This window comes from Moraxella porci DSM 25326, assembly GCF_002014855.1.
In the GTDB taxonomy this organism is placed as follows: domain Bacteria; phylum Pseudomonadota; class Gammaproteobacteria; order Pseudomonadales; family Moraxellaceae; genus Moraxella; species Moraxella porci.
Genome location: NZ_MUYV01000011.1, coordinates 217889 through 230965 on the forward strand (window position 1 = coordinate 217889; position 13077 = coordinate 230965).

Here is a 13077-nt window from a genome sequence, read left to right on the forward strand (position 1 = left end):
ATTTGATTTTAATCAATTATATAAGGCTGACTATTCACCCAAAAACCCACCACTTTGGCGCGCCCATAAGGATGCATACACCCCGCCTTTGGCGATCAGCTCATCATGACTGCCCATCTCAACGATCTGCCCACCATCCATCACCACCAGTCGATCCATCGACGCGATCGTCGAAAGTCTGTGGGCGATGGCGATCACTGTCTTGCCTGCCATCATCTCATCTAGACTTTGGGTGATGGCGTGTTCGACCTCACTGTCAAGCGCACTGGTCGCTTCATCAAGTAACAAAATCGGTGCGTTTTTGAGCATCACTCGAGCGATGGCGATGCGCTGACGCTGACCGCCTGACAGCTTGACACCGCGTTCACCGACTTGGGTATCAAGGCCAGTATTGCCGTGCTTGTCTTGTAGATTTTGGATAAATTCCCACGCGTGCGCCGCTTTGGCCGCCTCAATGATCTCGTCATCTGTGGCATCTGGCTTGCCGTAGGCAATGTTCTCTCGCACCGTGCGATGCAGTAGGCTTGTGTCTTGGGTGACCATGCCGATATGCTGGCGCAGGGATTCTTGGGTCATCTGGCTGATGTCTTGATCATCGATGGTGATGCGACCGCTTTTGATGTCATAAAATCTTAATAGCAGATTCACCAGTGTCGATTTGCCTGCACCCGAGCGGCCGACCAAGCCCACTTTCTCGCCTGCTTGGATGTGCAGCTCAAAGTCTTTTAATAGCTCAGTATTGGCTTTGCCATAATCAAATGACACCGACTCAAAATGAATATCCCCCTGTTTCACATGAAACACTTTGGCATCAGATCGATCCACGACAGCATGCGGCGTGGTCAAGGTTTTCATGCCATCTTGGACTGTGCCGAGATTTTCAAATAAAGACGCCGTCTCCCACAACACCCAATGCGTCAAGCCCTGCAAGCGAATCGCCAAAGCCCCTGCGACCGCCACCGCACCAGCACCGACCAAGCCTTGCATCCATAGATACACACCCATCGCCACCGAGCCTGTCACCGTCACCAAAGCAATGCTCGACACCAAGATCTCAAGCACACTCACCAAGCGCATCTGCTGATGCACCGTACCTAAAAAGTGCGTCATCGCTTCTTTGGCATAGGCCGACTCACGACGCGCGTGGCTAAACAGCTTGACCGTACCGATATTGGCATAGGCATCAGTGATACGTCCCGTCATCATCGCACGAGCATCAGCCTGCACTCGAGCGGTATGCTGAAGTCTGGGCAACAAAAAAATCAGCAGTCCGCTCACCATCAGCACCCATAGCACAAACGGAATCGCCAATAACGGATGCAGACTCACCAGCACCGCCCCCGAGCCCACCAAAAAAGTGATGATAAACACAAACACGCCGATCAGCGTCATCACCACATCACGCACCGCCAGTGCCGTCTGCATCACCTTGGCAGACACTCGCCCCGAAAATTCTTCTTGATAAAACTGCATCGACTGGCCAAGCATGTGCTGATGAAATATCCATCGCAATCGCATCGGCGCCACGCCTTGTAGTACCTGATGATGCACCGTCGTCTCAAACAGCATCACCACAGGTACAAAGACACTGATGGCGATCATGGTGATCAATGCGGTTTTTTTGTCCGCCCACAACTGGCTTGGGCTATACACACTCATCCAGTCGATGATCTGCCCCACCCATGCATAGACAAACGCCCAATACAGCCCCGACAGTGCTGTCAATAAGGTAAATAGCACCAACCAACCACGAAAGCCCGTCGTACAGGCATAGATGAACGATGCCAATGAGCCTGTGGTCTTAGGCAGGGTAATATCTGGGAAAGAATCGAGACGCTTTTCAAAATAAGAAAATAAGGACATGGTTTCACGCTGTTTTTTTATAAACGGATTATTATAACAAAAACAGCGCTGTGATAATGTTATAATTGGTGTATTCTTCTCACACGATGAGCCGATGGCGTATCTTAATCTATTCTTAGCAGCATTTTTGGCAGCAACGCTGCTACCTGCACAGTCTGAAGCACTACTGTTCTATTTGCTCGGTAGCCACCCTGCGTGGGTGTTGATTGGCGTGGCAAGCGTCGGCAATGTGTTGGGGTCGTGTGTGAATTTTTGGCTTGGGTTAAATATCCATCGTTTTTCCCAGCATCGCTATTTCCCATTTAAACCTGAGCAAATCACCAAAGCTGAACGCCACTATCATCGCTATGGCGTGTACTCGCTATTGCTTAGTTGGCTACCCATCATCGGCGACCCATTGACACTGATTGCAGGGGTGATGCGTGAGCGGTTTTGGCGATTTTTACTGCTCGTGAGTATTGCCAAAACCGCTCGTTATGCCGCACTTTATCTGATTTGGCTTGGTGCCATGTAGCCTTACACTTCATGATACAGTTTGCTGCCCTCAATGTGGTATTTTTCTTTCATTTGTGCCATACCTTGTTCAATGTCCAAGTCTTTGGCAGAGCCTTCAGCGTCTTGGTAATAGCCTTCAGCGGATTTAGCAGAGCCATCAGCGTTCTTAGCATAATCACGGACATTTTGCGTAATTTTCATCGAACAAAATTTTGGGCCACACATTGAGCAAAAATGAGCCGATTTATGGGCTTCTTTTGGCATGGTTTCATCATGCATACCACGCGCCGTATCAGGGTCAAGGCTTAAATTAAATTGGTCTTCCCAACGGAACTCAAACCGAGCTTTAGATAAGGCATTATCACGCACTGCCGCACCAGGGTGTCCTTTGGCAAGGTCAGCCGCATGAGCCGCAATTTTATAGGTAATAATCCCATCTTTCACATCTTTTTTATTTGGCAAACCTAAATGCTCTTTTGGTGTTACATAGCATAGCATCGCCGTGCCATACCAACCAATCATAGCCGCTCCAATTGCAGATGTGATGTGGTCATAACCGGGGGCAATATCAGTGGTTAAAGGCCCAAGCGTATAGAAAGGTGCTTCGCTACATACTTCAAGCTGTAAGTCCATATTTTCTTTAATCATGTGCATTGGCACATGCCCCGGGCCTTCAATCATCACTTGTACATCATGTTGCCATGCACGGTGCGTGAGTTCCCCTAAAGTTTTTAATTCGCTAAATTGGGCTTCATCATTGGCATCTTGAATGCAACCAGGTCGCAGTCCATCGCCTAAACTAAATGAAACATCATAGGCTTTCATAATTTCGCAAATTTCATCAAAATGGGTGTAAAGGAAATTTTCTTGATGATGAGCCAAACACCACTGCGCCATAATTGAACCGCCACGGCTGACAATGCCAGTTAAACGATTTGCCGTCATCGGTACATAACGCAGTAATACGCCTGCATGAATGGTAAAATAATCAACACCTTGCTCGGCTTGTTCAATCAAGGTATCTTTAAAAATTTCCCATGTTAAATTCTCTGCGATGCCATCGACTTTTTCAAGGGCTTGATAAATCGGTACGGTGCCAATCGGTACAGGAGAGTTGCGAATAATCCATTCCCTGGTTTCATGAATATTTTTCCCTGTTGATAAATCCATGATGGTATCAGCTCCCCAACGGGTCGCCCACGTCATTTTGGCGACTTCTTCGTCAATGCTTGAGCCGAGTGCAGAATTTCCAATATTGGCATTGATTTTGACCAAGAAATTACGTCCAATAATCATTGGTTCGCATTCTGGGTGATTGATATTGGCAGGAATAATCGCACGTCCACTCGCCACTTCTTGGCGGACAAATTCAGGGGTAATTTCAGTTAAATTTTTTGCACCAAAATTTTGTCCTGGATGCTGTCTAGTATCCACGCCTGCTTGCTGCCTCTGATTTTCACGAATGGCGATATATTCCATTTCAGGGGTGATGATGCCGGCTCGAGCGTAGTGCATTTGCGTAACATTGCGACCTGCTTTGGCTCGTCTTGGGTTAGTGATATGGGCAAAACGGATATTTTCAGTACGAATGTCTTTTAATCGTTCACGTCCAAATTGCGAGCTTAATCCGCTTAATTGTTTAGTATCATTACGCTCGCTAATCCATGCACCACGCACGCTTGGTAAGCCTTTGTTTAGGTCAATGCTGACATTTGGGTCAGTATAAACGCCTGAAGTATCATATACTAAAATCGATGGATTGGGCTGCCCGCCCAGACCCGTTGGCGTATCGGTTAGGCTAATTTCACGAAATGGGACTTGAATATCGACGCGAGAGCCTTGTACATAGACTTTTTTCGATGCAGGCAAAATGCGGGTTAACTCTTTGGCATCTTGTTCACAGCCTGCGACTGCGGTGGTTGTACCTTGAGTGGTTGGATTGGTCAGTTGGGATAGATTTGTTTGGCTCATTTGATGTTCCTTTTTTGGCTAAAACAAATCAAGCCATTGAAGGAAAATTAAGCCATCACCAAATCCATTGAGATTGGGAAATGCCATTTTGCAACAAATAACTTGATTCCTACGACAGTACGAACTGTATCAGGTTCAACGGATTGCTTACGCTCTCAGCCATCAGACGATGGCACTCCGTCAAGTTGGTTTTAGTATAACATAAAATTGTGTGCCAAATAGGGTTTTGGATAAATTTTCATGATAGCGAGTTATTTGCTTGTTGTTGTCATTTTTCCTTGTTATCATATTATTGGTTTTTCGTCCTTTAAGGATATCTCCATGAAAGTATTTGTGCTGGGCGGCGGTGTGATTGGTGTCACCTCCGCCTATTATCTTGCCAAGCAAGGCGTGGATGTGACCGTCATCGAACGCCAACATGATGTCGCCGAAGAAACCAGCTTTGGCAACGCAGGACAAATCTCCCCTGGCTACTCTACGCCTTGGGCAGCCCCTGGTATCCCTACCAAAGCCATCAAATGGCTGTTCCAAAAACACGCCCCCTTTGCCATTCGTCCCGATGGTTCGTCATTTCAGGCACAGTGGATGTGCCAAATGCTTGCCAACTGCAACGACAAATCCTACGCCACCAACAAAGCTCGCATGGTGCGAGTCGCTGAATACAGTCGCGATTGCTTGCAGGCATTGCGTGCTGAGACTGGCATCAGCTATGAGCATCGCACTGGCGGCACGCTGCAGCTATTTCGCAAGCAAGCACAGCTGGACGCGGTTGGCAATGACATCGAAGTACTCAAGGACTATGGCGTGGCGTATGAACTGCTTGACCGTGATGGCTTGGTCAAAGCAGAACCTGCACTGGCTCGTGCCAAATCCGAACTGCTCGGCGGTCTGCGTCTGCCCAATGACGAAACTGGCGACTGCAATCTATTCACCAAAAATCTTGCCAAAATCGCCGAAAACTTAGGCGTCAAATTCCTATTTAACAGCACCATCGACAGCATCAGCACTGATGGCAGTCGCATCACAGGTATCGTGGTCAATGGTGAGTTGATGACAGCGGATGCTTATGTACTGGCACTGGGCAGCTATTCTCGTGCGATGGCAAAGACGCTTGGTCTGTCGCTACCTGTTTATCCAGTCAAGGGTTATTCGCTCACCGTGCCAATCATCGATGCGGATAATGCACCAGTATCGACCGTACTGGATGAGACTTATAAAATCGCCATCACTCGCTTTGATAATCGCATCCGTGTCGGCGGTATGGCGGAGCTGTCAGGCTTCAACCTAGGACTCAACCAATCCCGCCGTGAGACGCTTGAGATGGTCTGTGATGATTTGTTCAGCGGTGGCGATTTACCAAATGCCAGCTTTTGGACAGGCTTACGTCCAATGACGCCAGATGGCACACCAATCATCGGCAAAACTGACCTTAACAACCTATATCTGAACACAGGTCATGGCACGCTCGGCTGGACGATGTCATGTGGTTCAGGCAAGCTGATTAGCGATATCATCACCGAGCAGGCGCCTGCGATTAGCCTTGATGGGCTGTCATTGGCGCGCTATGGCTCATCGTCTTAACCTTTCCATACATTTCTCAACACACAAGGATATTTTTATGACAAGCATCCAAAAATTTGACAGCAATGAAGTATTAAGCGAAGTCGCCGTGCATAATGGCGTGGTATATCTGGCAGGTCAAGTACCCGATGATGACAGCCTAGATATCCAAGGTCAAACCCGTCAAGTACTTGCCAATATCGACAAGGCACTGGCACAAGCAGGCACTGATAAGCATCGCTTGCTATCAGCACAAGTATTCATCAAAAACCTAGCCGATTTTGAAGGCTTTAACAGCGAATGGAAAGCATGGGTCGCTGGCACGACACCGCCTGTACGCGCGACCATCCAAGCGGATTTGGTCAATCCAAACTGGCTTGTCGAAGTCATGGTGATCGCTGCGGTGAAGTGATTCGCCCAAGCTTAGCTGACAACAGGCTTTTGATGAATCAAAAGCCTGTTTTTTTTGTGCAAAATTTTAGCTTTATTTAGCCATTAATCAATGCTAAGATAATCGCACACGGAATGACACCACAGGACAGCAAATATGGACTTTGCACACATCACACCCCCTGTCTCTCCATCGGCATGGCTGGATTTGGATGCGCTCGATGCCAATATCGAGCGAGTCAATCAGATGACCGCCAAAGTTGGGCTACGCATCGCCAGCAAATCCATCCGCAGCACCCAAGTACTGCACTATATCCGTGAACGCACGCCGCATTTTGTGGGCATCATGAGCTACAGTGCTGCTGAGTCGGCGTATCTACTCGCTCAAGGCTTTGATGATATCTTATGTGCTTATCCGAGCATCGATACAGCGAGCATCATTCAGACGCTGCCCTTTGTCGCACAAGGGGCGAGCATGGTGTGGATGGTGGATCGGCTGGAGCAGTGGCAGCTGCTTGATGAGATCGGCAGACGGCACGGCGTGGTGCTGTCGGTGTGTCTGGATATCAATATGTCCATGCCGCTACCCAAGCTGTATTTTGGCACCAAGCGGTCGTCGTTGATCACGCTGTCTCAAGTGCAAGACCTACTGGATCGCACCAAAACAATGAGCCATACCAAGCTTGTTGGCTTGATGGGCTATGAAGGTCAAATCGCAGGGCTGCCTGAGCATCTGCCCGATAAAGCGATGCTCACGCCCATCATCCGCCTATTAAAATCTTTCTCCAAAAAACAGCTCGCCACCCGTCGCCAAGCCATCACAGATTGGCTCAATCAAAACGGCCATCCGCTCACCATCGTCAATGGCGGTGGCAGCGGTAGCATGGCATTTACCACCAGTCAGCCTGAGATCACCGAGATCACCGTAGGCTCGGCATATTATTATCCTGCCTTATTTGGCTATATGGACAGCATGGCAGGGTTTCGACCAGCGGCAGGCTTTGTGCTGCCAGTCACTCGCCATCCTGAAGACACCGTGATCGTCGCTCATGGTGGCGGCTTGGTGGCATCAGGAGCGATGGGACGGGATAAGCAGCCCAAGATCATCCATCCACCACAGCTTGAGATTTTGACGGATGAAGGTTTTGGTGAAGTGCAGACGCCGCTGATGGCCAAGAGTTCACCACCGCCCATCGGCAGTCACATATGGCTACAGCACGCCAAGGCAGGCGAGCTGTGCGAACGCTTTAATGAGCTCATCACTTATCGTAATAATCAGCCCATCGGACACATACGGACATATCGGGGAGAAAGACAATGTTTTCACTAAAAAATTGGCAACAAGATAAGCACTGGCAAAACTGGGTCGGCTATGTCAAGGCCACACCTGCCCAAAAGCTCACCCCATCCACCATCGATGAGCTGTGTGCCATCGTCAAACAGGCCAATACGACAGGCAAACGCATCCGAGTGACGGGGGCTGCCCACTCATTTAGCCCCGTGGCACAGCCTGAAGAGATCGCCATCAGCCTACATCATCTGCGCGGCTTGGTCAGTATTGATGCAGCTGCCCGTGAAGTGACCTTGTGGGCTGGGACTTATCTGTATGAAATTGGCGATATGTTGGCACAGCATGGCTTTGCCCTAGAAAATATGGGCGATATCCAGTTTCAAAGTCTGGCAGGGGCGGTGGCGACTGGCACGCACGGCACAGGGATTAGCCTTGGCTCGGTGTCATCACAGGTGGTGGCGTGGGAGTGGGTTGATGGCACAGGTCAGCTGCATCATCATCGCCGTGGTGAGGATGAGCTAAGCCAAGCTTTGACAATCAGCCTTGGGCTCTTGGGGATTTTTACCAAACTTACCCTAAAAGTCGTGCCTTTATACGGGCTGAAAGAACAAAGCTGCACGATGAGCTTTGCCGATGGCTTGGCAAGCTTTGATCAAGATGTCAAAAACCATCGCCACATGGAGTGGTTTTTATTCCCTGGCACCAATAAACTACAAAAAAAGACGCTGACACCCACCACGCCTGCCGCCATGAGCCAATGGCAAAAAGTCAAAGACCGCTTTGAAAGCGTCATCGTGCTCAATGGTGCGTTTTATTTGATGAGTGAATTAGCTCGCAAACACCCCAAATTCATCAAAACCGTGAGCAAGCTGTCAGCCGATAACATCCCCAACACCGTCCGCCAAGGCTTAAGCTATGAAGTCTTCCCAAAGCCGCGTGGCGTCGTGTTCGACGAAAGCGAATATTTCATCCGCTATGAAGATTTCCCCAAGGTGATCACCGCCATCAATGATGCCCTGCTTGATGACACCAAAGGCTCGCACTTTCCCATCGAAGTACGCACCATCAAGGGCGAGGCAGGGTTTTTGAGTCCTACCCAAGGGTGCGACTGCGTGGTGCTATCATTTCATGTATATCGGGGCATTGACAGCCGACCGTATTTTGATTGGGTTAAAACATTCATGCAGCCGTGGTCGGGCAGACCGCACTGGGGTAAGGTGCTTAAGCTTGATCATCATGAGCTGGCTAAGCTATATCCTGATTTACCCAAATTTATGGCGATACGGGCACAGTATGATCCAAATGGGGTGTTTTTAAATACTTGGCTACACCAAAAATTCATCGGATAAGCCATCAAATGCCTTTGCATTTTTATTAAAATATGCTAATTTATAGTACAAAGCCATCGGATGGCTTATGGCTTCGTTGATCATTGAGCTGCTGAGTGTTAAATTCAGCAAAACCCAGTCTAATAAACAAGGAGGTTATATGAAACAGCGTCATTTTACCCACTCACTATTGGCTGTGGCGATCGCCACCATCACAAGCCCAAGCTTGGCATCAGGGCTTGAGCAGTCTAGCCAGTCTGTCGCACCATTTTTTGAAAAAGGCAATTATGCCGAGATCAGCTATGCTCATGTCGATCCTGACATCAAAGGCGTGGATCTGATGGGTCAGCCGATCGATGATATGATGGATGGCTTTAGCTTTGGGTCAGCGGCAGTAAAAATCGCTCCCACGGACGACACCGCCATCGCCATATTGTACAGCGAACCTTGGGCGATCAACACCCAGTATCCATCGGGCAACTTTTTTGCCAATGACTTGGGCGTCACATCCGCCAACTTAAGCTCAAAAAATCTCACCCTACTGGCTGGTGGCAAAACCAAAAATAACCTTTGGCTGTATGGCGGTGTATCCGCTGAGCAAATCAAAGCCGATGTCAATGTCGCAAGCTATGGCGACAATCCGCTGTATGCAATGGGCTTTTCCTCCGATCCTGTGATGCCTGTGCAGTACTCGCTACACGCCGATAAGACGGACACCGAGCTTGCTCCTGTCGTTGGTATCGCTTATGAAAAACCAGAAATCGCCCTGCGAGCCAGCCTCACCTATCGTGGCGAGACCAAATATCGCACCCCTGTCACCGAACGCTTTGTCGCACCTGCTTTGGATGCCATCGGTCAAGGTGAAACCATCGCCCCATCATCGGTAAGTCTGACCATGCCGCAGTCGGTGAGTCTGGATTTTCAAACTGGCTTAAGCGAAAAACATCGCCTACTAGGCATGATCAATGCTCGCTGGGTCGATTGGTCGGCCTTTTCGGTGACACCAACTTTATACGCACAGACCATCGGCAGCCAGACCAATGGCGAACCTTTGGCGGCTTATAATAAAGACGGCTATGCGATCGAGATGGCATTGGCTCGTGAGTTCACACCGAAGCTTGCCGGCGAGGTACGCATCGGCTATGATCATGGCACAGGCCAGCCGCTTAGCGCACTTGGCCCTTATGATGCCGTCAAGTCAGTAGCGCTCGGCGCCCAATACAAGCCTGTGCCGCAGCTTGCCATCTCAGGCGGTGTGCAGTATGCATGGATCGATGGCGGTGACATCGTGCATGGTGGCCAAACCGTCGCCAAAATCGATGATGGCAACTACATCGGCTATGGCATGAAATTGGGTTATTATTTCTAATTCCACCCACCGAATACGAAAAAGCAGCCATCACAGCTGCTTTTTCATTGTCTGATCTTATTACAGATCACACACCATCATACAGCCGACGCACCACCTCACCAATGGTCGTGATGCCCTTGATGATGGTCTCATCAGGCTGAGCGATGGATAGACGGATACACTCTTTGGCGTGCGGATAATTGGCGGTATCCACCCCAACAAAGAAATGTTCAGATGGAATAATCAGCGTGCCTTGCTCTTTTAGCATCTGATACAGCACGGTCGTTGAAATCGGCAAATGCTCAAACCACACCCACAAGAAAATCGCCCCTTCTGGTTTATGAATCTTGACAGGATAGCCATCAAACTCCGCCTGTAGTCGTGATACCGCAAGGCTTGCTTGCGCCTGATAAAATGGCTGGATTACCATATCAGACAAAGTCTTGATGCGATCATCGGCAAATAACGGCGTCGCCACCGTCGCCCCGAAACGCACTGGCGAGAGATTGACGATGGCATTCATATTACTGATGGTCTTGATGATCGGTGCATCCGCGACGATAATCCCCGTGCGAGTGCCTGGCAAGCCCACCTTTGATAAGCTAAAGCACAGCACTGTATCACGATCCCACGACAGCGTGGTGTCGGTATAGATGATATTTGGAAATGGCATCCCATAGGCATTATCGACAATCAGTGGCACGCCATATTTTTTGGCGATGGCAGTAAGCCTTGCCATCTCATCATCGGTCAACACATTGCCTGTCGGATTGGTTGGACGAGAACAGCAAATCGCACCAATCTTGCCATTTTTTAACTCTTCTAAATTTTCTAAAGCATCAAAATCTACCCGATACTTAAAAAATCCTTCATTATTTTCATGCGTCACCAGCTCAATATTTGGCGGTACAGCCACAAAATGCACGCCATCAATATGCACATCAGCATAGCCGACATACTCAGGTGCTAAGGGTAATAAGATGGCTTTGTCTGTCCCATCTGCAAATTGACCTGCGAATAGATTAAACAGATAAAAGAACGCATTTTGTGAACCATTGGTCAAGGCGATATTATTGCTCGTTAGCTCCCAACCATAATGGCGATTAAAAAATTCAACCAAGGTATTGATAAACTTAGTATCACCCTGCGGATTGGAATAATTCCCCACACTATCAAGCGCAAATGCATCTGCCACCACTGATTCAAGTGTCTCTTGATACACAGCATTTAGCTCAGGGATACTGGCAGGATTGCCACCGCCCAGCATATTGACTGGCTTGTCACTATTGAGCGCATTGCCCAGATCATCCATCAGTTGCAAGATGGCGCTGTCTTTGGTGAATTTTTGACCGAATTTTGAAAATTTCATAACCCACTCTGTGATACTTAGTATTAGTAAGGACTACTGGCTATATTGCCGTGCGACTCACTGTGCTGTCAACTGCTTGCTACAGTACAGCTTATCATGCCAAACATCCACCGATGAGTAAATGCTTGGGGCTTTTGGCTTGTTCACTTGTTTCACATGAAACTGTTTCATGTGAAACATCACTCGATGTATTTAACCTTTAATGGCGGAAAACCGTTAAATTCTACCGATGAATACGAGTTGGTATAAGCACCCGTGGTGAGCCAATATAACTTATCGCCGATTTCCAAATCTTGTGGCAGCTTATAACCAGCGTGTTCGTACATGATATCAGTACTATCACAGGTCGGGCCTGCTAGGATGACCGTGCCTTTTTCGGTGGCAGTTTCCATTTTTGGGGTGTAGACAGGGTATTTGATGGCTTCACCCAAGGTCTCAATCAGGCCTTGAAATAACCCAACATCGGTATAAACCCAACGAGTCAAATCCGTGCGAGATTTACGGCTGATGAGCACCACTTCTGAGACCAATACGCCACTATCACCCACCATCGAGCGGCCTGGTTCTAGGATAATCTCCGGCATCTCATCTTCATCATAGTCTTCGGACAAATAGCGATGGATCTCTTCGGCATAGACACGCACAGGGTTCACTTCACTGATGTAGTTGGTTGGGAAACCACCACCCAGATTGATCATCTGTAGCTTGATGTCTTCTTCGTATTTCATCCAGTCAAACATATATTTGACCTTGGCAAGTGCATCATCCCACGCCGCGACATCTTTTTGTTGGCTGCCGACATGGAATGAGATGCCATATGGAATCAGACCTAGGTTTTTGGCTTGCACCAACAAGTCGATCGCCATATCAGGATGGCAACCAAACTTGCGAGACAGTGGCCATTCGGCAGTGTCAGCACCATGCACCAAGATACGTACAAAGACTTTTGAGCCAGGGGCGTTGTTAGCGATATTGATTAGATCTGCTTTAGAATCTGTAGCGTACAATCTGATGCCTTTTTCGAAGGCATACTTAACATGCTCAGCTTTTTTGATGGTATTGCCATATGAGATGCGATCTGGCGAAACGCCGCAGTCAAGCACACGATCGAGCTCATAAATGGATGCGCAGTCAAAGTTTGACCCCAAATCCGCCAAATATTTGACCACTTCCACCGCAGGGCTGGCTTTCATCGCATAGTGAATTTTTGCTTTAGGAAATAGACTGACCATCTCTTCATATTTGGTCTTGATACGGCTAAGATCCACGACCAGTAGTGGCGTTTCTTCGCCTGCTGCCGCTTGGGTGAATTTTTGCCATTGGGCTTGGTCAAAATATTGATCAATCTTAATCACAAAAGCTTACTCCTGTGGACATGGCTTTGGTTTTGTATGCCAAAATCTAAAAGAAAAAGCACCTTTAATATCGATCATTTCGATGTTAAAAATGCCATAAAATG

The 13077-nt window shown here is 48.4% G+C and carries 10 protein-coding genes and 1 riboswitch; of the genes, 6 read left to right on the plus strand and 4 right to left on the minus strand.

Annotated features, from left to right (window positions below; all coding sequences use genetic code 11):
- Nucleotides 1–30: 30 nt before the first annotated feature.
- A complete protein-coding gene (locus B0681_RS08790; protein WP_078318357.1) occupies nt 31–1863 on the minus strand; it encodes an ABC transporter ATP-binding protein in 1833 nt (610 codons plus the stop codon).
- 94 nt (nt 1864–1957) lie between these two features.
- Between B0681_RS08790 and B0681_RS08795 the strand changes: the two genes are divergently transcribed.
- The gene (locus B0681_RS08795) at nt 1958–2377 is read left to right on the plus strand and encodes a YqaA family protein (RefSeq protein WP_078318358.1); all 420 of its coding nucleotides are present in this window, start codon (nt 1958–1960) and stop codon (nt 2375–2377) included.
- 2 nt (nt 2378–2379) lie between these two features.
- Here B0681_RS08795 and thiC read toward each other — a convergent pair whose 3' ends face one another.
- On the minus strand, nt 2380–4329 hold the full coding sequence (gene thiC, locus B0681_RS08800) for a phosphomethylpyrimidine synthase ThiC (RefSeq protein ID WP_078318359.1): 1950 nt from the start codon (nt 4327–4329) through the stop codon (nt 2380–2382).
- Nucleotides 4330–4418: 89 nt separating this feature from the next.
- Nucleotides 4419–4519: riboswitch (TPP riboswitch) on the minus strand.
- A 131-nt stretch (nt 4520–4650) separates the two neighbouring features.
- On the opposite strand from thiC, the gene B0681_RS08805 reads away from it, so the two are divergent.
- From B0681_RS08805 to B0681_RS08825, 5 genes are all read left to right on the plus strand, one after another.
- Nucleotides 4651–5910 (plus strand): D-amino acid dehydrogenase, encoded by a 1260-nt coding sequence (locus B0681_RS08805; RefSeq protein ID WP_078318360.1) that lies wholly within the window; start codon nt 4651–4653, stop codon nt 5908–5910.
- 37 nt (nt 5911–5947) lie between these two features.
- On the plus strand, nt 5948–6301 hold the full coding sequence (locus B0681_RS08810; RefSeq protein WP_078318361.1) for a RidA family protein: 354 nt from the start codon (nt 5948–5950) through the stop codon (nt 6299–6301).
- A 135-nt stretch (nt 6302–6436) separates the two neighbouring features.
- Nucleotides 6437–7609, plus strand: coding sequence for an alanine racemase (locus B0681_RS08815; protein WP_078318362.1), 1173 nt, complete (start codon nt 6437–6439; stop codon nt 7607–7609).
- Nucleotides 7597–8919: a D-arabinono-1,4-lactone oxidase gene (locus tag B0681_RS08820; protein WP_078318363.1), complete on the plus strand. Its 1323-nt coding sequence runs from the start codon at nt 7597–7599 to the stop codon at nt 8917–8919. The genes B0681_RS08815 and B0681_RS08820 overlap by 13 nt, the downstream gene beginning before the upstream one ends.
- A gap of 139 nt (nt 8920–9058) precedes the next feature.
- On the plus strand, nt 9059–10267 hold the full coding sequence (locus tag B0681_RS08825) for an outer membrane protein transport protein (protein WP_078318364.1): 1209 nt from the start codon (nt 9059–9061) through the stop codon (nt 10265–10267).
- Between the two features lie 67 nt (nt 10268–10334).
- Here the strand turns inward: B0681_RS08825 and B0681_RS08830 are convergent, their stop codons facing one another.
- Together B0681_RS08830 and B0681_RS08835 are read right to left on the minus strand one after the other, a co-directional pair.
- On the minus strand, nt 10335–11618 hold the full coding sequence (locus B0681_RS08830; RefSeq protein ID WP_078318365.1) for a valine--pyruvate transaminase: 1284 nt from the start codon (nt 11616–11618) through the stop codon (nt 10335–10337).
- Nucleotides 11619–11797: 179 nt separating this feature from the next.
- Nucleotides 11798–12973 (minus strand): type III PLP-dependent enzyme, encoded by a 1176-nt coding sequence (locus B0681_RS08835; protein WP_078318366.1) that lies wholly within the window; start codon nt 12971–12973, stop codon nt 11798–11800.
- Between the last annotated feature and the right edge of the window lie 104 nt (nt 12974–13077).

Bases quoted from the DNA above. Each gene is read 5' to 3' on its own strand.
- thiC (WP_078318359.1), bottom strand. From the start codon at position 4,329: ATGAGCCAAACAAATCTATCCCAACTGACCAATCCAACCACTCAAGGT.
- B0681_RS08825 (WP_078318364.1), top strand. From the start codon at position 9,059: ATGAAACAGCGTCATTTTACCCACTCACTATTGGCTGTGGCGATCGCC.
- B0681_RS08795 (WP_078318358.1), top strand. From the start codon at position 1,958: ATGGCGTATCTTAATCTATTCTTAGCAGCATTTTTGGCAGCAACGCTG.
- B0681_RS08820 (WP_078318363.1), top strand. From the start codon at position 7,597: ATGTTTTCACTAAAAAATTGGCAACAAGATAAGCACTGGCAAAACTGG.
- B0681_RS08790 (WP_078318357.1), bottom strand. From the start codon at position 1,863: ATGTCCTTATTTTCTTATTTTGAAAAGCGTCTCGATTCTTTCCCAGAT.
- B0681_RS08815 (WP_078318362.1), top strand. From the start codon at position 6,437: ATGGACTTTGCACACATCACACCCCCTGTCTCTCCATCGGCATGGCTG.
- B0681_RS08810 (WP_078318361.1), top strand. From the start codon at position 5,948: ATGACAAGCATCCAAAAATTTGACAGCAATGAAGTATTAAGCGAAGTC.
- B0681_RS08805 (WP_078318360.1), top strand. From the start codon at position 4,651: ATGAAAGTATTTGTGCTGGGCGGCGGTGTGATTGGTGTCACCTCCGCC.
- B0681_RS08830 (WP_078318365.1), bottom strand. From the start codon at position 11,618: ATGAAATTTTCAAAATTCGGTCAAAAATTCACCAAAGACAGCGCCATC.